Origin of the sequence: Halomonas flagellata (genome assembly GCF_022487945.1) — a bacterium.
In the GTDB taxonomy this organism is placed as follows: domain Bacteria; phylum Pseudomonadota; class Gammaproteobacteria; order Pseudomonadales; family Halomonadaceae; genus Halomonas; species Halomonas flagellata.
Genome location: NZ_JAKVPY010000016.1, coordinates 87,930 through 106,860 on the forward strand (window position 1 = coordinate 87,930; position 18,931 = coordinate 106,860).

18 protein-coding genes are annotated in these 18,931 nt (G+C 67.2%); 13 read left to right on the forward strand and 5 right to left on the reverse strand.

The genetic code is table 11. From position 1 onward, the window contains the following. Positions 1–30 precede the first annotated feature (30 nt). Positions 31–753, forward strand: coding sequence for a Crp/Fnr family transcriptional regulator (locus MKP05_RS13945; protein WP_240568846.1), 723 nt, complete (start codon positions 31–33; stop codon positions 751–753). 42 nt (positions 754–795) lie between these two features. On the opposite strand, the gene MKP05_RS13950 is transcribed toward MKP05_RS13945, so the two are convergent. Next, positions 796–1,041, reverse strand: a complete 246-nt coding sequence (locus MKP05_RS13950; protein WP_110283216.1) for a hypothetical protein — start codon at positions 1,039–1,041, stop codon at positions 796–798. Positions 1,042–1,388: 347 nt separating this feature from the next. Here MKP05_RS13950 and nadA point away from each other — a divergent pair, with 347 nt between their 5' ends. Continuing rightward, entirely contained in the window at positions 1,389–2,417 is a 1,029-nt protein-coding gene (nadA, locus tag MKP05_RS13955) for a quinolinate synthase NadA (protein ID WP_439108994.1), read from the forward strand. Between the two features lie 85 nt (positions 2,418–2,502). Here the strand turns inward: nadA and MKP05_RS13960 are convergent, their stop codons facing one another. Beyond that, on the reverse strand, positions 2,503–3,966 hold the full coding sequence (locus MKP05_RS13960; protein ID WP_439108995.1) for a M48 family metalloprotease: 1,464 nt from the start codon (positions 3,964–3,966) through the stop codon (positions 2,503–2,505). Positions 3,967–4,117: 151 nt separating this feature from the next. Here MKP05_RS13960 and MKP05_RS13965 point away from each other — a divergent pair, with 151 nt between their 5' ends. Together MKP05_RS13965 and MKP05_RS13970 are read left to right on the forward strand one after the other, a co-directional pair. After that, complete coding sequence (locus MKP05_RS13965; protein ID WP_110283219.1) at positions 4,118–4,366, forward strand: sulfurtransferase TusA family protein; 249 nt, start codon at positions 4,118–4,120, stop codon at positions 4,364–4,366. Further along, positions 4,363–5,463 (forward strand): AI-2E family transporter, encoded by a 1,101-nt coding sequence (locus MKP05_RS13970; protein WP_110283220.1) that lies wholly within the window; start codon positions 4,363–4,365, stop codon positions 5,461–5,463. Before MKP05_RS13965 ends, MKP05_RS13970 begins: the two co-directional genes overlap by 4 nt. Positions 5,464–5,493: 30 nt before the next feature. Here the strand turns inward: MKP05_RS13970 and MKP05_RS13975 are convergent, their stop codons facing one another. Next, a complete protein-coding gene (locus MKP05_RS13975) occupies positions 5,494–5,970 on the reverse strand; it encodes a peroxiredoxin (RefSeq protein WP_110283221.1) in 477 nt (158 codons plus the stop codon). Between the two features lie 212 nt (positions 5,971–6,182). Between MKP05_RS13975 and dapA the strand changes: the two genes are divergently transcribed. Genes dapA through purC form a run of 4 tightly spaced genes read left to right on the forward strand, consistent with a single transcriptional unit; the run spans position 6,183 to position 9,642 of the window. Next, on the forward strand, positions 6,183–7,067 hold the full coding sequence (gene dapA, locus MKP05_RS13980; RefSeq protein WP_240568852.1) for a 4-hydroxy-tetrahydrodipicolinate synthase: 885 nt from the start codon (positions 6,183–6,185) through the stop codon (positions 7,065–7,067). Positions 7,068–7,115: 48 nt separating this feature from the next. After that, complete coding sequence (locus MKP05_RS13985; RefSeq protein WP_240568853.1) at positions 7,116–8,084, forward strand: lipoprotein, NlpB; 969 nt, start codon at positions 7,116–7,118, stop codon at positions 8,082–8,084. Then, positions 8,084–8,887: an MBL fold metallo-hydrolase gene (locus tag MKP05_RS13990; protein ID WP_240568855.1), complete on the forward strand. Its 804-nt coding sequence runs from the start codon at positions 8,084–8,086 to the stop codon at positions 8,885–8,887. The genes MKP05_RS13985 and MKP05_RS13990 overlap by 1 nt, the downstream gene beginning before the upstream one ends. A gap of 41 nt (positions 8,888–8,928) precedes the next feature. Continuing rightward, positions 8,929–9,642: a phosphoribosylaminoimidazolesuccinocarboxamide synthase gene (gene purC, locus MKP05_RS13995; RefSeq protein WP_110283224.1), complete on the forward strand. Its 714-nt coding sequence runs from the start codon at positions 8,929–8,931 to the stop codon at positions 9,640–9,642. A 59-nt stretch (positions 9,643–9,701) separates the two neighbouring features. Here purC and tsaA read toward each other — a convergent pair whose 3' ends face one another. Beyond that, complete coding sequence (gene tsaA, locus MKP05_RS14000) at positions 9,702–10,436, reverse strand: tRNA (N6-threonylcarbamoyladenosine(37)-N6)-methyltransferase TrmO (protein ID WP_240568857.1); 735 nt, start codon at positions 10,434–10,436, stop codon at positions 9,702–9,704. Positions 10,437–10,564: 128 nt separating this feature from the next. Here tsaA and MKP05_RS14005 point away from each other — a divergent pair, with 128 nt between their 5' ends. Further along, positions 10,565–11,119, forward strand: coding sequence for a GNAT family N-acetyltransferase (locus MKP05_RS14005; RefSeq protein ID WP_240568858.1), 555 nt, complete (start codon positions 10,565–10,567; stop codon positions 11,117–11,119). A 17-nt stretch (positions 11,120–11,136) separates the two neighbouring features. On the opposite strand, the gene nadC is transcribed toward MKP05_RS14005, so the two are convergent. After that, positions 11,137–11,979, reverse strand: a complete 843-nt coding sequence (gene nadC / locus MKP05_RS14010) for a carboxylating nicotinate-nucleotide diphosphorylase (RefSeq protein ID WP_240568860.1) — start codon at positions 11,977–11,979, stop codon at positions 11,137–11,139. An 86-nt stretch (positions 11,980–12,065) separates the two neighbouring features. Between nadC and ampD the strand changes: the two genes are divergently transcribed. From ampD to adk, 4 genes are all read left to right on the forward strand, one after another. Then, positions 12,066–12,662, forward strand: coding sequence for a 1,6-anhydro-N-acetylmuramyl-L-alanine amidase AmpD (ampD, locus tag MKP05_RS14015; RefSeq protein ID WP_240568861.1), 597 nt, complete (start codon positions 12,066–12,068; stop codon positions 12,660–12,662). A gap of 335 nt (positions 12,663–12,997) precedes the next feature. Next, complete coding sequence (gene aceE, locus MKP05_RS14020) at positions 12,998–15,670, forward strand: pyruvate dehydrogenase (acetyl-transferring), homodimeric type (protein WP_240568862.1); 2,673 nt, start codon at positions 12,998–13,000, stop codon at positions 15,668–15,670. Positions 15,671–15,731: 61 nt separating this feature from the next. After that, entirely contained in the window at positions 15,732–17,702 is a 1,971-nt protein-coding gene (aceF, locus tag MKP05_RS14025; RefSeq protein WP_240568863.1) for a pyruvate dehydrogenase complex dihydrolipoyllysine-residue acetyltransferase, read from the forward strand. Between the two features lie 250 nt (positions 17,703–17,952). Beyond that, the gene (gene adk, locus MKP05_RS14030) at positions 17,953–18,609 is read left to right on the forward strand and encodes an adenylate kinase (protein WP_240568864.1); all 657 of its coding nucleotides are present in this window, start codon (positions 17,953–17,955) and stop codon (positions 18,607–18,609) included. Positions 18,610–18,931 lie beyond the last annotated feature (322 nt).

Consider the following 18,931-nt stretch of genomic DNA (forward strand, 5'->3'; position numbering starts at 1 on the left):
CGATTGCCGGTTTCAACCAGGAGCGTGCACATGAAGCCTTCTACTCTCAGTCCGATGACCAACCACCTTATCGACAGCTTGCCGCATCAGGACAGGGTATCTTTCCTTGCCGACTGCGAGGCCGTCGACCTGGTGTTCGGTGAGGTGCTCGCCGAGCCCGGCGGGCGAATCTCGCATGTCTATTTTCCCCTCAACAGCTTCATTTCCCTGATTGCCAATCTGAGTGACGGGGACCGGCTGGAAGTGGCAATGGTCGGCAGTGAAGGTATGTTCGGGATGCCCTTGATCCTGGGGATCGAGGAGTCGCCCTGGCACGCCCTGGTGCAGGGCGCCGGGCCGGCACTGCGCATACCGGCGGCTGTCTTTGGCCGTCACCTGGAGCAGAGCCCCGCGCTTCAGGCGCTGCTGAAGCGCTATCTCTATGTGCTGATGCACCAGCTGTCCCGGGTGGCGGCATGTACCCACTTTCATCAGCTCGAGGCCCGGCTGGCTCGCTGGCTGTTGATGACCCAGGATCGTGCGCACTCGGATCAGCTGCATCTCACCCATGAGTTCCTGGCCATGATGCTGGGGGTGCGTCGTGCCGGCATCACCCTGGCCGCCATGGCGCTGCAGACGCGCCGGTTGATCCGCTATCACCGTGGGGACATCACGGTGCTGGACCGGGCGGGGCTGATCGAGGCCTCTTGTGGCTGCTATGCCTCCGATCGGCGCATCTACCGTCAGGTCATCATCGAAGGGGAGGTACCATGAAATCGGCGGGTGCGCCCTGGGAAGGGCGCACCCGCCGGGATGTCATGACGGCATCTTGGGGACGATCGCGTTGATATCCTGGCTCATCAGATCATCGTCGCCTGCGGCGGCGCGCCTGGCAGGCTCGTCGAGCTCCTCGTCGGGAAGTGTCGCAAGTGGTGCTTCGGGCAAGCGTTCCGGCTTGAAGGGATAGCCGTGCTGCTGTTCGCCTGGCTCGCGGTCGGGCAGGCGCGTGAATTTCTTGAATGCAGTCGTGGGAAGGGTGGTGTGCTGGATGGGGGATGGCATGGCGACCTCGTGTCACTGTCCGGCCTTCACGATGTCGTGAAGCATCGGTAGCACGACTCTGGCGGAACGGCAGGCCGCCGTCGGTGCGCTAACGCACTGATGCCATCAATGCAGCCACCTCGAGTGCCCCTCGATCCCGCCGGGCGGCCCCCATTCCATTCGCATGACGCTTTTCCGGCCGGGGGTGGTCAATACCCCAGTGTTCTGGTCTAGAATAAGGGCTCGGGTCGATCGTGGCGAAAGACGCAAGGGTCGACCCTCAGGTGTATCGCCCCGTGCGGAGCGCGCGAGCGGCGGTACCTGGTAAATCGCAGGGGGAGCCCCTGCCAGTCACAGTGGTAGACACGATGACGATCATGACTTCCCGTGTCGAGGTGCGCGAGCACCTGGCACGCGCCTACTGCCCCACCCGGATTCCCGCCGAGGACGAGGCCCGCGTCGACGAGATCAAGCGACTCCTCGAGGCCAACAACGCCGTCCTGGTGGCGCACTACTACACTGACGATGCCATCCAGCAGCTGGCCGAGGAGACCGGCGGCTGCGTGGCCGATTCCCTCGAGATGGCCCGCTTCGGCGCCCGCCACGAGGCCGAGACCCTGGTGGTGGCCGGGGTGCGCTTCATGGGCGAGACGGCCAAGATCCTCTCGCCGGAGAAGCGCGTGCTGATGCCGACCCTGGAGGCGACCTGCTCGCTGGACCTGGGCTGCCCGGCCGACGAGTTCAGTGCCTTCTGCGATGCGCACCCCGACCGCACCGTGGTGGTCTATGCCAACACCTCGGCGGCGGTGAAGGCCCGCGCCGACTGGGTGGTGACCTCGTCCATCGCCGTGGAGGTGATCGAGCACCTGCAGGCCCGCGGCGAGAAGATCCTCTGGGCCCCGGACAAGCACCTGGGTGGCTATATCCAGAAGCAGACCGGCGCCGACATGCTGCTGTGGGACGGCGCCTGCATCGTTCACGAGGAGTTCAAGGCCAAGGGCGTCGAGGATCTCAAGTCCCTCTACCCGGAGGCGGCGGTGCTGGTGCATCCGGAGTCGCCGGCCCCGGTGGTCGAGCTGGCCGACGTGGCGGGTTCCACCTCGCAGCTGATCAAGGCGGCGAAGGAATTGCCCAACGACAAGCTGATCGTGGCCACCGACCGCGGCATCTTCTTCAAGATGCAGCAGGCGGTGCCGGGCAAGACCCTGTTCGAGGCCCCCACCGCCGGCAACGGCGCGACCTGCAAGAGCTGCGCCCACTGCCCGTGGATGGCGATGAACGCCCTGGACAACCTGGCCGGCGCCCTGCGTCATGGCAGCGGCGAGATCTTCGTCGACGCCGAATTGCGCCGGGCCGCGCTCAAGCCGCTGGAGCGGATGCTCAATTTCCAGCGCTAGGCTTCGCCTAGCGCTGGAGCTGGAAGAGCGCCCGCTTCGCGGGCTTAAGCTGTAAGTCCCCGGCTTTGCCGGGAGCTTCCAGCTGTCAGAACTTCTCCATCGTCTCCCGATAGCCGAGGAAGTCCTTGCGACGCTGCTCGATGCGGCTGGCGGCGGTGGTGTTGCCTTCGCGTTCGGCGACCCCCTTGGCCACGTCGAGCTGGCGGATGGCGTTGTCGATGCGGCCGGTGAGCTGCATCTGTTCGGCCCGGGCCAGGTGGCCCCAGGCCTCGCGATCGCTGCGTCCGGCGGCCTCGGCCAGCAGGGTAAACACCTGGGGATCCTCGGGGCGGCGCTCGGAGAGCTCCCGCAGCACCCGCCAGGCCTCGTCGGGGTCGCGTTGCAGCAGCGCCTCGCCGAGCAGCCGGGTGGTGGGCACATGGCCGGGCATCAGCCGCAACTGGCGACGGCTGCGCTCGATGGTGTCGTCGTAGCGGCCGGCCTCGAACGCCACCTCGGTGGCCGAGGCGGGCAGCAGCGCCAGGTCGGGAAACTCCCGGGCCAGGGCGTCGAGGTCGCGCAGTGCCGCATCGGTATTGCCGCGCTCGGCGTCGATCAGCGCCGCCAGGTAGCGCCGGGCAGCCTCGGGCGCGTCTCCCTGGGCCAGGCGGGTGGCGGCCTGCCGCGGGTCGCGGCGGTGGATCGCCAACAATGCCCTGGCCCTGACCAGCGAGTACTGAAGGTCCTCGTCGCGAGGGCTGTCGAGCCGGAGCTGGCTGGCACGATCCTGGGTGTCGCTGAGGCGGGACTCGGTCACCGGGTGGGTCAGCAGGAACTCCGGCGGGTTGCCGCCCTGCAGGCTGGCCATGCGCTGCATGGCGCGGAACATGCGTACCATGGCCTGGGGGTCGTAGCCGGCCTGGGCCATGGCCTGGAGGCCGATGCGGTCGGCCTCCTGTTCGAAGCGGCGGGAGTAGGCGAGCTGGTCCTGAATGAAGGCCGCCTGGGAGCCCATGGCCACGCCGATGCCGGCATCGCCACCGCCACCGGCGGCGATCAGCATGCCGGCCAGCATGGCGGCCATGGTGGGGATCTGGGTCTGCTCGGCGCGGGCCAGGCTCCGGGCATAGTGGCGCTGTGAGAGGTGGCCGAGTTCGTGGGCGAGTACCGAGACCAGGGCGGCCTCCTCGTCGGCGAAGGCGAACAGGCCGGCGTTCACGCCGATCACGCCGCCCGGCACGGCAAAGGCGTTGAGCATGCGGCTCTCGACCAACGTGACGAGGGTGTCGGTGTCGACCAGGTCGCTGTGGGGCAGTAGCCGGGTGATCAGCGATTCCACGTATTCCTGGGCGATGGGGTCATCCCAGCCGGGCGCGCGGGCTCGGAACTGCCTGAGCCAGGCGCGGCCCAGGCGTGCCTCCTCGCCGCTGACCGCCTGGCTGCCGCTGCTGGTCAGGCTGGGCAGGCCGTAGTCGTCACTCGCCCGGCTGTCGATCCACTGGGCGGCAGTGGGCTGGGCAAGCGCCAGGCTCAGCAAGGCGGCGAGGCAGGTTGTGGCGATCCGGGGCATGGCCATCCTCTCTTCCGGCAGGGCAGGCGGCGGGAGTTACCCTCCGACATTGATTCGGCCCGTAAAGTGCCTTTAAATCTCAAGGGTTTCATGTCGAGCGGCTCCTGCCTGGCAGCCGACATGCCCTGAATGCATTCTCCCGGGAGACAACATGGCTGTGCAACCTGATGACGTGCTCGACGCCCGCGGTCTTCCCTGCCCCCTGCCCCTGCTCAAGGCCAAGCAGGCGTTGGCGCGCCTCGAGCCTGGCCAGCTGCTCGAGGTGATGGCCACCGATGCCGGTTCCTGGCGTGACTTCGAGACCTTCATCGAGCAGAGCATCCACGAGATGCCGGCCAGGGAGGAGCGTGGCCCGGTCTTCCATTACTGGATTCGCAAGGGCGGAGAGCCCGGCTCATGAGCCTGCGCGCCGTCTTCAAGAGCTGGATCGACCACTACTTCTCCGACGAGGAGGCGGTGATCCTGCTGGTGGTGCTGGTGCTGGGCTTCGCCGCGGTGATCTGGTTCGGGCGCATGCTGGCGCCCTTCTTCATCGCCCTGGTGATCGCCTTCCTGCTGCAGGGGGCGGTGTCGGCCCTGACCCGGCGCCATGTGCCGCATCTGCTGGCGGTGACCCTGGTGTTTCTCGGCTTCATCGGCGTGTTGCTGGCGATGGCCTTCATCCTGATGCCGCTGATCTGGAACCAGCTCGTCAGCCTGGTGCAGGAGGCGCCGCGCATGTTCGCCAGCGGCCAGCAGCTGCTCGACGACCTCCAGGAGCGCTACCCCAACCTGGTGACCCCCGACCAGATCCAGAACTGGATCGGCGTGGCCGGGCGCGAGATGACCCAGTTCGGGCAGCGGGCGCTGACGCTGTCGCTGGCCTCGCTGGGCAATGTCATCGCCCTGATCGTCTACTTGATCCTGGTGCCGATCCTGGTGTTCTTCATGCTCAAGGATCGCGAGAAGCTGGTGGCCTTCATGGTGTCGCTGCTGCCCCAGAAGCGCACTCTGATGACGCGGATCTGGCAGGAGATGGACGACCAGATCGCCAACTATGTGCGCGGCAAGTTCGTCGAGATCATCATCGTCGGCACCGTGGCCTTCCTGACCTTCGCCTTCTTCGGCCTGCCCTATTCGGCGCTGCTGGCGGTGCTGGTGGGCTTCTCGGTGCTGGTGCCCTACATCGGCGCCGCGGTGGCCACCCTGCCGGTGGCGGCGGTGGCCGGCTTTCACTTCGGCATGACCGACGAGTTCCTCTACGTGGTGCTCGCCTACGGCGTCATCCAGGCGCTGGACGGCAACGTCCTGTCGCCGATCCTGTTCTCCGAGGCGGTCAACATACACCCGGTGTCGATCATCCTGGCGATACTCTTCTTCGGCGGAATCTGGGGCTTCTGGGGGGTCTTCTTCGCCATTCCGCTGGCGACCCTGCTCAAGGCGCTCGTCTACGCCTGGCCCCGGGGCATCAAGAAGCGGCAGAAGAACGAGGCGGTGGAGTCCCTGGTCAAGGAGTGAGGGCCACCGCCCACGCACCGGGCGGAAGAGTCAGGAAGCGGCGTGCAGTTCCCGGGCGGCCTCGAGTACCTCCTCGACATGGCCGGGCACCTTGACCCTGCGCCACTCCCGGGCGAGCCTGCCCTCGGCGTCGACCAGGAAGGTGCTGCGCTCGATGCCGAGGTGCTCCTTGCCGTAGAGCTTCTTGAGCTTGATGACATCGAACAGCCGGCAGACGGCCTCGTCCTTGTCGGAGATCAGCTCGAAGTTGAAGCCCTGCTTGGCCTTGAAGTTCTCCTGGGCGCGGAGGCCGTCGCGGGAGACGCCGAGGATCACGGTATTGGCGGCGTCGAAGGCGTCCTTGCGGTCGCGGAAGTCGCTACCCTCGGTGGTGCAGCCCGGGGTGCTGGCCTTGGGATAGAAATAGACCACCACCTGCCGGCCCTGCAGTTCGGAGAGGCTTACGCGGCTGTCGCTGGTGGCGCTGGCGGTGAAGTCGGGCACGGGCTGGCCGATGCTGACGCTCATGGAAGGTTCCTTGTGCCGGTGGGACGTGGCTCCCGATTACACGCAACCGCGGCCGAGCTGTAAAGTCTCGCCTGCCCGTGCTGTACAGGCTTTGATCGCCTGAGTACCATCTACTCTCTGGCGTTGGTGCCATTGTCCGAGGCGTGTCCCCGCATTCGGGGGCGGCAGACGCAGCAGTCGTATCGCGTAGTTGCATCGAGAGGAATGAGAGGATGATCACTGGCAGTATCGTCGCCATGGCGACGCCGATGAAGGTCAATGGCGACATCGATTGGGAGGCGCTGCGCCGCCTGGTGAACTTCCACCTCGAGAATGGCACCGACGGCATCGTCGCCGCCGGTACCACCGGCGAGCCCACCACCATGTCCTTCGCCGAGCATTTCGACGTGATTCGCGCGGTGGTGGAGGAGGTCGACGGGCGCATCCCGGTGATCGCCGGCACCGGGGCCAACGCCACCTCCGAGGCCGTCGAGCTGGCCCGCTACGCCGGCGAGGTGGGGGCCGACTACTGCCTGTCGGTGTGTCCCTACTACAACAAGCCGACCCAGGAAGGCCTCTACCAGCACTTCAAGGCGGTGGCCGAGGGCAGCAAGCTGCCGGTGATCCTCTACAACGTGCCGGGACGTACCTGCTCCGACCTCTACAACGAGACGGTGCTGCGCCTGGCCGAGGTCGACAACATCATCGGGCTCAAGGACGCCACCGGCAACCTGGAGCGCGCCGAGGACCTGATCGCCCGCCTCAGGGGCAGCGACTTCATGCTCTATTCCGGCGACGACGGTACCGCCTGCGACTTCATGCTGATAGGGGGCCATGGCGATATCTCGGTGACCGCCAATGTCGCCCCCCGGGCGATGCACGAGCTGTGCGCCGCCGCCGTGGCCGGCGACGCCGACAAGGCTCACCAGATCAACACCCGGTTGATGCCCCTGCACACCAATCTCGGTGTCGAGTCGAACCCCATCCCCGTCAAGTGGGCGCTGCACCGCATGGGCCTGATCGAGCCCGGTATCCGTCTGCCCCTGACATGGCTGTCCGAGAAGTATCACTCCACCATCGGCGAGGCCCTGCAGTTGGCCGGCCTGACCGACGATTGACCGGCGCTCGGGCGCCGGAACCTGGACAACCTGACGCAAGGTGGATGCATGAACTCTGCGCTGAAATGGATGCCGCTGGTGGCGGCCATCGCCCTGGCCACGGCCGGCTGTGCCCGCGACGGCTACTATCACGACCGCAGCATCGACTATGCGGACGCCGGCGGCAGCTCGCCGCTGGTCCTGCCCGAGACGCGCAACCCCGATCGCTACCGGGATGCCATGCCGGTGCCCGAGGCGGTAGGTGACTTCCGGGCACGGGACGACGGCTTCGAGGTCCCGAGCCCCCAGCCGCTGGCGGCCGGGCGTGCCACCGAGGGTGACTTCGTCGAGCGCCGCAACATCGGCCGCGACAGCTGGCTGGTGGTCGGCGCCGATCCCGGTACGGTATGGCCCCAGCTCGAGGACTTCGCCCGTACTCGCGGCCTGCAGGTGACCGCCAGCGACACCTCCCGTGGCGTGATCGAGACCCCCCAGGCGCGCCTCAGCGTGCGTCAAGGGCTGCGCGCCGGTGACAGCGAGGTGCGCTGCGACCGGGGGGGTGCCCCGGTGGCGGCCTGCCTGGAGGAGATGGAGCAGTTCTTCGGCGCGCGCAGCGCCTCGGCCAGCTCGTCGTCGCTGGCCGCCCAGCGCCTGGCCGGCGAGGAACGCCTGCGCCTCGAGCAGCGGGGCGACGACTGGGTGGTGGCCATTCCGCTGGATATCGATCGGACCTGGGCCGAGCTGGATCACCAGCTGCAGCTGGACTTCACCGTGGAAGAGCGCCGCGAGCTGCTCGACAGCGACCCCGCCGCCCACGACTTCCTGATCAGCTACATGACCCAGAGCGAGCGCGATCGCAACCCGCTGCAGATCGTCTTCAGCCCCGACGTGCGCCAGATGTCCCAGCGGATTCGCCTGGTACTGGAGTCCACCGGTCCCGACCGGACCGTGCTGCGGGCGGAGAACGCCAGCGATCGCGCCTTCACCCCCGAGGATCAGCGCGAGCTGCTCGAGCGGGTGTCGGGTCTGCTGCGCTGATGGCGACCCGGGTGGCCGAGTCGCGCCCACCCGCCGGTACGCTGCGCTTCGCCTCCCTGGGCAGCGGCAGCAAGGGCAACGCGACCCTGGTCAGCGACGGCGACACCCACCTGCTGGTCGACTGCGGCTTCGGACTGCGCGAGACCGAGCGCCGGCTGGCCGATTTCGGCCTGCATCCGCGCCAGCTCGATGCGGTGCTGGTGACCCACGAGCATGGCGACCATGTGCGTGGGGTCGGTCCCCTGGCCCGCCGCCACGGCGTACCGGTCTACCTGACCCCGGGCACCTGGGGCACGAGACGCCTCGGCGAGCTGCCCGGCCACCACTGGATCACCCCCCAGGCCCGCTTCGCCATCAAGGGGGTGGTCATCGACCCGGTCACCGTGCCCCACGACGCCCGCGAGCCGGTGCAGTTTCGCTTCCATGCCGGGGGGCGCAGCCTCGGCGTGCTGACCGACCTCGGCCATCCCACCGACCATGTGGCCAGGGCCTTCGCCGGCTGCGACGCCCTGGTGCTGGAGTGCAACCATGACGTGCGCCTGCTTGCCGAGGGCCCCTACCCGCGCGCCCTCAAGCGGCGCGTGGGGGGCGACTGGGGCCACCTGGCCAACGGCCAGGCCGCGGCACTGCTCGCGCGACTGGGGCTCGATCGCCTGCAGCGCATCGTCTGCTCGCACCTTTCCGAACACAACAACCGCCCCGAGCTGGCGCTGGAGGCCCTGGTGCCGCTGCTCGACGGCGATGAATCCCGGCTGATGGTCGCCGCCCAGGACACCGGCCTGGCGTGGCAGGCCATCGGCTGATTTCCCATACTGTCTCGTATCCGCAGCCTGTGGAGGCTCCCATGGAAAAGCGTCAAGAACTCTACGCCGGCAAGGCCAAGTCGGTCTTCGCCACCGACGACCCGGACCACCTGGTCCTGCATTTCCGCGACGACACCAGTGCCTTCGACGGCGAACGCATGGAGTCGCTGGCACGCAAGGGGACGGTCAACAACAGGTTCAATGCCTTCATCATGGGCAAGCTCCAGGAGGCAGGCATTCCCACCCATTTCGACGGCCTGCTCTCCGACACCGAGAGCCTGGTCAAGAAGCTCGAGATGATTCCGGTGGAGTGCGTGGTGCGCAACATCGCCGCTGGTGGCCTGGTCAAGCGCCTGGGCGTGGAGGAGGGCCGCGAACTCACCCCGCCCACCTTCGAGCTGTTCCTCAAGAACGATGCCCTGCACGACCCGATGATCAACGAGTCACTGGCCGAGACCTTCGGCTGGGCCACGCCCGACCAGCTCAGGGAGATGAAGGTGCTGACCTTCAAGGTCAACGAGGTGCTCAAGACGCTGTTCGCCGAGGGCGGCCTGCTGCTGGTCGACTACAAGCTGGAGTTCGGCCTGTTCAAGGGCGAGATCGTGCTGGGCGACGAGTTCTCCCCGGACGGCTGTCGCCTGTGGGACGCTGCGACCCGCGAGAAGCTCGACAAGGACCGCTTCCGCCAGGGCCTGGGCGGGGTGATCGAGGCCTACGAGGAGGTGGGGCGGCGTATCGGGGTCGATTTCTCCTGATGGTACCAAGAGCGTGATCCACGAAGGGCTCTGTCGGGCCCTTCGTCGTTATGGAGGGTTCAGGCCGGGACGATCTCGACGACCCGTAGTCGGATGTCTCCAGCCGGATCGGCCTCGGCACGAAAGCGCACGTCCACGTCGCGCAATCGCACCCCGTAGGTCCGTTCCTCGGCCCCCTTGCGGTAAGCGGGGCGCGGGTCCTGGGCCAGCACCTGGCGGATCAGCTCGCACAGCGAAGCGTCGTCGGGGCGCTCGGCCAGGGTCGCCTCGACCTCGGGCGAGAAGGTCACCGGCAGCAGCGGCGGGGCCTCGGGGGAGAAGCCGGCGCGGGCCTCGGGGCGGGCTTCCGCCCAGGGCAGGTAGGGCTTGATGTCGAGCACCGGGGTGCCGCTGACCAGGTCGCACCCGCCCAGCACCAGGCGTACCCCGCGGCGGGTGTCGATCTCGACCAGCTCCACCAGCGAGAGCCCCAGGCGGTTGGGGCGGTGGGTGCTGCGGCTGGCGAAGACCCCGACCCTGGCGTTGCCGCCGAGCCGCGGGGGGCGCACCAGGGGCGTCCAGCGGTCAGGGCTGTGGTGAAACACGAAGGTCAGCCAGAGGTGGCTGAAGGCGTCCAGGCCGCGTACCGCCAGCGGGTCGTCGAAGGGGGGCGTCAGCATCAGGCTGGCACGGGCGGCCGGGGCCAGCCCCGGCTGGCGGGGAATGCCGAACTTGTCCGGGTAGTCGCTCTCGATGACGCCGATCGGGGTCATCGCGAAGCCGGGGGCAGCAGGGGAGGTGGGCGTCGCGATCATGTCGGGATTATGCCGGCTCGTCGGCGTCGGGGCGAGGGGGATTGGCCGCGGCGCCCGGCTTGTGTAGGCTGCTGCTCGGCACCGGGCGTGCCGCTTTCGATCCCCGACCCATCGCAGGGCAGACACCGATGAGCCAGATCACCACCGAGCACGGGGCAGCGGGTGCCGGGCAGGCGCCGCGGGCACCGCGGGCACCGCGGATCCTCTACCGTGGCGCCCTGGCCAAGGACGCCGCCGACCAGGCCGAGGTCTTCCATCACGCCGTGATGCAGGGAGCCACGGCCCACTACGGGTTGGCCGAGCGCGAGGCCTGGGCGGCGGCATTGCCCCGGGAAGCCTGCGCCTGGGCGGCACGCCAGGCGCTCTTCACCACTCTGGTGGCGACCTGCGACGGTCGTTGCGTCGGGTTCCTCGAGCTCGATATTCCCCGGGGGCGCATCGTGACGCTCTATGTCTGGCCGTCGCTGGCCCGTCGCGGCATCGGCTCGACCCTGCTGGTGCATGCCGAGCGGTTGCTGCTCGAGCACGGGGTGGGGCGGGCCCGCATCGATGCCAGCCTGATGCTGGCCGACGGCCTGGTGCGCCGGGGCTGGCGCGATCTCGGCGAGGAGTGGGTGGAGCGTGGCGGTGAGCGGCTGTGCCGTCACCGCCTGGAGAAATCCCTGGTCGCCGTGGAGACCTGAGTCCACTTCTTCCCTACCTAGTCGACGAGGCGCATCGACAGGTCGATGGCCTTGAGGTCCTTGGTCAGGGCGCCGCTGGAAATGCAGTCGACGCCGGTCTCGGCGATGGCGCGCAGGGTGGTCTCGTCGACGTTGCCGGAGGCCTCCAGCGTGGCTCGCCCCGCGTTGCGCTTCACCGCCTCGCGCATGTCGTCGAGCGAGAAGTTGTCGAGCATCACGATGTCGGCGCCGGCCGCGAGGGCCTGGTCGAGCTCGTCGAAGGTCTCCACCTCCACTTCCACCGGCAGGTCGCGGGCGATGTCGCGGGCTTCCCGCACCGCCGCCGCGATGCCGCCGCAAGCGGCGATATGGTTCTCCTTGATCAGGAAGGCGTCATACAGGCCGATGCGATGGTTGTGGCCGCCGCCGCAGGTCACCGCATACTTCTGCGCCAGGCGCAGGCCGGGCAGGGTCTTGCGGGTATCGAGCAGGCGCACCCCGGTGCCGGCGAGCAGGTCGACGTAGTGGCGCGTGCGAGTGGCCGTGGCCGAGAGGGTCTGCAGCAGGTTGAGCGCCGCGCGTTCGCCGGTCAGCAGGCTGCGGGCCGGACCCTCGAGCTCGAGAAAGGCCTGGCCGGCCTCGAGCCGGTCGCCGTCGGCGGCGCTCCAACGCAGCGTGACGCTGGCATCGAGGCGACGGAACAGCTCGTCGACCCAGGCAACGCCGCACAGCACGGCGGTCTCGCGGGTGATGACCCGGGCCGTCGCCCACTGGCGGTCGGGGATCAGCTGGGCGGTGATGTCACCGGGGCCGACATCCTCGGCCAGCAGCCGGGCGGCAGCGTCGCGGATCTCTTCGGCAAGGGCGTCCTGATAATGCATGGCGGCCTGTCACTCTCCAGGGGGTGCGATGAGCGTTCGAGGCGTCCATTATAGGGAATCCACACGGAAGACGTCAGGGGAAGGCGATGCCGATCGAGGCGGGATGGCTGTCAGGCGCTCGGCGGGTGCCGTCGCCCAACCGGGATGCACGCCCCGAGGGCGAGGTCTCGCTACTGGTGCTGCACTCCATCAGCCTGCCGCCGGGGCAGTTCGGCGGCGAGCACATCGAGCGCCTGTTCACCAATCGCCTCGACCCGAAGGCCCACCCCTACTTCGCCGGCATCGCCGAGTTGCGCGTCTCGGCGCACCTGTTGATCCGGCGTGACGGCGAGTGCGTGCAGTTCGTGCCCTTCGGGGAGCGGGCCTGGCACGCCGGCCGGTCGCACTGGTGCGATGACGGCTGGCCGCGCGCCGCCCTCAACGACTTCTCCATCGGTATCGAGCTGGAAGGCGACGAGGTCTCGCCCTATACGCTCGCCCAGTACCGGGCGCTGGCGGCGACCACCGCCGAGCTGCTGGCCACCTACCCGGCACTGACCGGGCGCCGCATCACCAGCCATGCCCGGGTGGCGCCGCTGCGCAAGAGCGACCCCGGCCCGGCCTTCGACTGGGCCTACTTCCGCCAGTTGCTGGGCCGGCAGTGTTGGAACGACTACGCAGTTCGGGGCGGTAGATGGACATGAACGATCAAGTTGGATGGCACGCTTGATTCATACGGTAGTTCGGCTACAAACCCTTGTCCTTAGTCGAATTCGTGGCCTTTACGCGCACGTAATGCCTTGTGTTGCGTCGCGATGTCAGTTTATGAAAAATATTTCCATTTCCACCTTGAATTGGCAGGGCGAGGCGTTTACGGTATCTTCTCCGCCACCAGCGGCGGGTATGCCGAGCCGTCTTGTAAAATTACTACACCACCCCCGACATGCGGCGTGCACGGCATCTCAAAAAAAAAGAGAGAGCACCCCTGCCCCAGCAATGTGGGGCAATCGACACCCCATCGTCATTCGGAGAGACGTCTATGAGTCTGGAGACAAGAGAGGATCTCGATCCGATCGAGTCCACGGAATGGTTGGATTCCCTGGAATCGGTGCTGGATCGCGAGGGCGAGGAACGTGCCCAGTACCTGTTGACCCGCCTGGCCGACCGCCTGCGCCGGGACGGCATGCAGGTACCCTTCTCGGTGACCACCCCGCATCGCAACACCATCCCGGTGCACCGCGAGGCGCCGATGCCGGGCGATCTCTTCATGGAGCGGCGCATCCGCTCGCTGATCCGCTACAACGCCATCGCCCAGGTGATTCGCAACAACCGGGCCAATCCCGGCCTCGGCGGCCATATCGCCAGCTTCATGTCGGCGGCCACTCTCTACGACGTGGGCTTCAACCACTTCTTCCGTGCCCCGAAGGGCGACTTCGAGGGTGACCTGGTCTACATCCAGGGCCATGTGGCACCGGGCGTCTATGCCCGCGCCTACCTGGAGGGGCGCCTGACCGAGGCGCAGATGGACAAGTATCGCCAGGAAGTCGACGGCGATGGCCTCTCGTCCTACCCGCACCCCTGGCTGATGCCTGACTTCTGGCAGTTCCCCACCGTCTCCATGGGTCTCGGTCCCATCCAGGCGATCTACCAGGCCCATGTGATGAAGTACCTTGACTCCCGCGAGCTCAAGGACATGCATGACCGCAAGATCTGGTGCTTCATGGGCGACGGCGAGTGCGACGAGCCGGAATCCCTGGGCGCCATCTCCCTGGCCGGCCGCGAGAACCTCGACAACCTGATCTTCGTCATCAACTGCAACCTGCAGCGCCTCGACGGTCCGGTGCGCGGCAACTCGCGGATCATGGACGAGCTCGAGGGCGTGTTCCGCGGTGCCGGCTGGAACGTGCTCAAGGTGGTCTGGGGCCGCCTGTGGGACCCGCTGTTCGAGAAGGACAAGAAGGGCATCCTGCAGAAGCGCATGGACGAGGCGGTCGACGGCGAGTACCAGAACTACAAGGCCAACGGCGGCGCCTATACCCGGGAGCACTTCTTCGGCAAGTACCCGGAAACCGCCGAGATGGTCAAGGACATGTCCGACGAGGACATCTGGAAGCTCAACCGCGGCGGGCACGACCCGTTCAAGGTCTATGCGGCCTACCACCAGGCGGTCAATACCACCAACGGCAAGCCCACCGTGATCCTGGCACACACCGTCAAGGGCTACGGCATGGGCGGCGGCGACGGCGAGGCGGCCAACGAGGCCCACCAGGTCAAGACCATGGAATACGAGGCGCTGCGCACCTTCCGCGACCGCTTCGGTATTCCGCTGACCGATGGGCAGCTCAAGGAGGTGCCGTACTACAAGCCCGAGGACGACTCCCCGGAGCTCAAGTACATGCACCTGCAGCGCGAGCGCCTGGGCGGTTACCTGCCGCAGCGTCGCAGCGACTTCGAGGCGCTGCCGATCCCCGACCTGGACGACAAGATCTTCGCCTCCCAGACCGGTGGCTCCAAGGGTCGTGAGGTCTCCACCACCATGGCCTTCGTGCGCATCCTCAACGGCCTGGTGAAGGACAAGAAGATCGGCAAGCAGGTGGTGCCGATCATCCCCGACGAGGCGCGGACCTTCGGCATGGAGGGCATGTTCCGCCAGCTCGGCATCTACACCTCCGAAGGCCAGAAGTACGAGCCCGTCGACAAGGGCCAGATCATGTTCTACCGCGAGGACAAGCAGGGCCAGATCCTCGAGGAAGGCATCTCCGAGGCGGGGGCCATGTCGGCGTGGATCGCCGCGGCCACCTCCTACAGCAACAACAACCTGACGCTGCTGCCGTTCTACGTCTACTACTCGATGTTCGGCTTCCAGCGCATCGGCGACCTGGCCTGGGCCGCCGGTGACCTGCAGGCGCGCGGCTTCCTGGTCGGCGGCACCGCCGGTCGGACCACCCTCAACGGCGAGGGGCTGCAGCACCAGGACGGCCACAGCCATCTCCAGTCGTCGACCATTCCCAACTGCCGCAGCTACGACCCGACCTATGCCCATGAGGTCGCCGTGATCGTCCAGGACGGCCTGAAGCGCATGTTCGCCGACAAGGAGAACTGCTTCTACTACCTGACGGTGATGAACGAGAACTACGAACATCCCGCGCTCGAGACGGTGCCCGCCGAGGACATCATCAAGGGCATGTACCTGCTGCGCGAGACTCAGGGCGACAAGGGCCGCGTCCAGCTGATGGGTTCCGGCACCATCCTGCGCGAGGTCGAGGCGGCCGCCGAGCTGCTGGCCTCCGACTGGGGTGTCGGCGCCGACATCTGGAGCGTCACCAGCTTCAACGAGCTGCGCCGCGAGGCGTTGGGCCTGGAGCGCGAGGCGTTCCTGAACCCGGATGCCGAGCCGGCCAAGCCGCACCTCACCCGGTGCCTGGAGGGCCGCCAGGGGCCGGCCATCGCCTCCACCGACTACATGCGTCTGTTCGCCGACCAGGTCCGTGCCTGGGTGCCGACCGACTACCATGTACTGGGGACCGACGGCTTCGGCCGCTCCGATACCCGCAAGAAGCTGCGTCACTTCTTCGAGGTCGATCGCTACTTCGTCACCGTGGCCGCGCTCAAGGCGCTGGCCGACCGCGGCGAACTCGACCGCAAGGTGGTGGGCGAGGCAGTCGGGAAGTACGGCATCGATCCCAACAAGCCCAATCCGCTGACCAGTTGATCAGGTGGCTGGCGGGCCTGGGGCCCGCCTGTTCCAGGCACGATTTGGAAGGAGCGCGACCTTGAGTAGCGAAATCATCAAAGTTCCCGACATCGGTGGCGATACCGATGTGGAAATCATCGAGATCGCGGTGTCGGAAGGCGACGTGATCGACGTCGAGGATACCCTGATCACCCTGGAGTCCGACAAGGCCTCCATGGATGTACCGGCGCCGAAGGGCGGCAAGGTCATCAAGGTGTTGGTCAAGGAGGGCGACACCGTCTCCGAAGGCGACGATATCGTCGAGCTGGAGGTGGCCGGCGGCGGGGCCGCCAATCCCGCATCGGCCGCCGAGCAGCCTGCTGTGGCGCCGGCGCCCGAACCGGCGCCGGCGGCGCCAGCGGCCGCGGCTGCTGGTGGCAAGCGTACCGTGGAGGTCAAGGTGCCGGATCTCGGTGGTTCGTCCGACGTGGAGATCATCGAGGTGGCGGTGGCCGAGGGCGACGAGGTCGCCGAAGAGGACACCCTGATCACCCTGGAGTCCGACAAGGCCTCCATGGACGTGCCCAGCCCCCACACCGGCAAGCTCGTCTCGTTGACCGTCAAGGAGGGGGATACCGTCTCCGAGGGCGATGTCATCGGTACCATGGAGATCGCGGACGGGGGGGGCGGTGAGGGCGGCGGTGAGGCCGAGACGCCCGCGGCCGCCGAATCCCGTGCCGAGCCCGCACCGGCCGAGGAAGAGGGGGAGGTCGCCAGCGGCGAGCCCGAGCGCCGCGAGATCCGGGTGCCGGACCTCTCCGGCTCCTACGATGTGCCGGTGATCGAGGTCGTCGCCACCGTGGGCGACGATCTCGACGAGGAAGACCCGCTGATCACCCTGGAATCCGACAAGGCCTCCATGGACGTGCCCAGCCCCTTCAAGGGCAAGCTGGTGGAGCTCTCCGTCAGGGAGGGCGATACCGTCTCCGAGGGCGACCTGATCGGCTATATCGAAGTGGCGGGTGCCAAGCCGACACCGAAGCCGGCCGAGCGGAAGGCCGAGGCGCCGAAGGCCGACAAGCCGGCACCGACACCGGCCGGGACGCCGAGCCCGGAAGCCCAGATGGCGGCCCACAAGCCCCGCGACAGCAAGCTGGTCCACGCCGGTCCGGCGGTACGCATGCTGGCCCGCGAGTTGGGGGTCGACCTGGGGCTGGTCAAGCCCAGCGGCCCGAAGGAGCGGGTGCTGAAGGAGGATGTCCACGCCTACGTCAAGCAGGTGATGGCCGGCAAGGCCCAAGCGCCTGCCGCCGCCCCGGCGGCCGCCGGCGGTTCCGGCATCCCGCCGATCCCGGACCAGGACTTCAGCCAGTTCGGCGAGGTGGAAGAGAAGCCCATGGGCCGCCTGATGAAGATGGGCGCCACCAACCTGCATCGCAGCTGGGTCAACCTGCCCCACGTCACCCAGTTCGACGAGGCGGACATCACCGAGCTGGAGGCCTTCCGCAAGTCCATGAAGGCCGAGGCCGAGGCCCAGGGCGCCAAGCTCACGCCGCTGCCCTTCCTGATCAAGGCGTGCGCCTTCGCCCTGCGTCAGTACCCGCAGTTCAACGTCAGCCTCACGTCCGACGGCGAGACGGTGGTGTGGAAGAAGTACGTCCACATCGGCATTGCCGTGGACACTCCGGACGGTCTGATGGTCCCGGTGATCCGCGACGCCGACAAGAAGTCGCTGATCGATCTGGCCAAGGAGTCCGTGGAACTGGCCAAGAAGGCCCAGTCGAAGAAGCTCAAGCGCGAGGAGATGACCGGCGGCTGCTTCACCATCTCCAGCCTGGGCTCCATCGGCGGCACCGCCTTCACGCCGATCGTCAACGCCCCGGAGGTCGCCATCCTCGGCATCTCCAAGGCGCAGATGAAGCCGGTGTGGGACGGCAAGGCCTTCGAGCCACGGCTGACGATGCCGCTGTGCCTCTCCTACGACCACCGGGCGGTCAATGGCGCCGATGCGGCGCGCTTCACCGCCTTGCTCGGTCAGTTGCTGACCGATATCCGCCGCCTGCTGCTGTAATTGCCCGGGCGATGGATCGACGACGGCGCCGCGAGGCGCCGTCGCTGTTTGGTGCGCCGATCAGGCACAATGGCCCAGGGAAGACCAAAGTGCTATTCGGCAGTCAGCGAATTGATCTGCAACCGGTTTTTTCCGCTTTCTCCACGACTTTCGGGTCGGGTCGCTTGTCTACGGACGATGCCACGGTTATCGTTCCCTCCCATCCCTTTCTTCGCTTGTGACGACCACTTACCTACCGAGGTACAAGAACATGCGTTTGATCCTGTTGGGCGCCCCGGGTGCCGGCAAGGGCACCCAGGCCCAGTTCATCTGCGAGCGGTTCAAGATTCCGCAGATTTCCACCGGCGACATGCTGCGCGCCGCGGTCAAGGAGGGCAGTGAGCTGGGGCTCAAGGTCAAGGAGATCATGACCAGCGGGGGCCTGGTGTCCGACGACATCATCATCGCCCTGGTCAAGGAGCGCATCGCCCAGCCGGACTGCGAGAACGGCTTCCTGTTCGACGGCTTCCCGCGCACCCTTCCCCAGGCCGATGCCATGAAGGACGCGGGGGTGAAGATCGACCACGTACTGGAGATCGCCGTCGAGGACGAGGAGATCGTCAAGCGCCTGGCCGGCCGCCGCGTCCACCCGGGCTCTGGCCGCGTCTATCACGTCGAGTACAATCCGCCGAAGGAAGCGGGCAAGGACGACGTCACCGGCGAGCCGCTGATCCAGCGCGACGACGACCGCGAGTCCACCGTGCGCAACCGCCTGGCGGTCTACCACGAGCAGACCGCGCCGCTGGTCGACTACTACCGGCAGTGGGCCGAACAGGACCCGGAGGCCGCCCCAACCTACCACCGCGTCGAGGGTGTCGGCAGCGTCGACGAGATCACCAGTCAGGTGCTCGAGGCCCTGGAGGGCTGATTCTCCCCAATATAGGGCAGAACAGTTGGGTGGTTGCGGGGCGCCGGGGATAGGCCGAAGAGGAGGTCCGATGCCATGGATGGCATCGGTAGCGCCCAGGGAGGGGTTCACAGCGCCTCCTCGCAGGCCTGTCGCCGGACCAGCCCCGCTCCTGAAGCGTTTACAGCATGCCCGACTGCCTTCTGATGGCCCGCTTAAGCAATGGGATGGAGTCCTCCCCACCCTACACCGGCGTCGTTGCGCCACACTGGTGGGTGAGTGCATCACTTACCAGCCTTAGGATGAGGAGAACTCCCCATGAACATTAGCCGGGTCGGCGTGG

Bases quoted from the DNA above. Each gene is read 5' to 3' on its own strand.
- MKP05_RS13945 (WP_240568846.1), top strand. From the start codon at position 31: ATGAAGCCTTCTACTCTCAGTCCGATGACCAACCACCTTATCGACAGC.
- MKP05_RS13950 (WP_110283216.1), bottom strand. From the start codon at position 1,041: ATGCCATCCCCCATCCAGCACACCACCCTTCCCACGACTGCATTCAAG.
- nadA (WP_439108994.1), top strand. From the start codon at position 1,389: ATGACGATCATGACTTCCCGTGTCGAGGTGCGCGAGCACCTGGCACGC.
- MKP05_RS13960 (WP_439108995.1), bottom strand. From the start codon at position 3,966: ATGCCCCGGATCGCCACAACCTGCCTCGCCGCCTTGCTGAGCCTGGCG.
- MKP05_RS13965 (WP_110283219.1), top strand. From the start codon at position 4,118: ATGGCTGTGCAACCTGATGACGTGCTCGACGCCCGCGGTCTTCCCTGC.
- MKP05_RS13970 (WP_110283220.1), top strand. From the start codon at position 4,363: ATGAGCCTGCGCGCCGTCTTCAAGAGCTGGATCGACCACTACTTCTCC.
- MKP05_RS13975 (WP_110283221.1), bottom strand. From the start codon at position 5,970: ATGAGCGTCAGCATCGGCCAGCCCGTGCCCGACTTCACCGCCAGCGCC.
- dapA (WP_240568852.1), top strand. From the start codon at position 6,183: ATGATCACTGGCAGTATCGTCGCCATGGCGACGCCGATGAAGGTCAAT.
- MKP05_RS13985 (WP_240568853.1), top strand. From the start codon at position 7,116: ATGAACTCTGCGCTGAAATGGATGCCGCTGGTGGCGGCCATCGCCCTG.
- MKP05_RS13990 (WP_240568855.1), top strand. From the start codon at position 8,084: ATGGCGACCCGGGTGGCCGAGTCGCGCCCACCCGCCGGTACGCTGCGC.
- purC (WP_110283224.1), top strand. From the start codon at position 8,929: ATGGAAAAGCGTCAAGAACTCTACGCCGGCAAGGCCAAGTCGGTCTTC.
- tsaA (WP_240568857.1), bottom strand. From the start codon at position 10,436: ATGATCGCGACGCCCACCTCCCCTGCTGCCCCCGGCTTCGCGATGACC.
- MKP05_RS14005 (WP_240568858.1), top strand. From the start codon at position 10,565: ATGAGCCAGATCACCACCGAGCACGGGGCAGCGGGTGCCGGGCAGGCG.
- nadC (WP_240568860.1), bottom strand. From the start codon at position 11,979: ATGCATTATCAGGACGCCCTTGCCGAAGAGATCCGCGACGCTGCCGCC.
- ampD (WP_240568861.1), top strand. From the start codon at position 12,066: ATGCCGATCGAGGCGGGATGGCTGTCAGGCGCTCGGCGGGTGCCGTCG.
- aceE (WP_240568862.1), top strand. From the start codon at position 12,998: ATGAGTCTGGAGACAAGAGAGGATCTCGATCCGATCGAGTCCACGGAA.
- adk (WP_240568864.1), top strand. From the start codon at position 17,953: ATGCGTTTGATCCTGTTGGGCGCCCCGGGTGCCGGCAAGGGCACCCAG.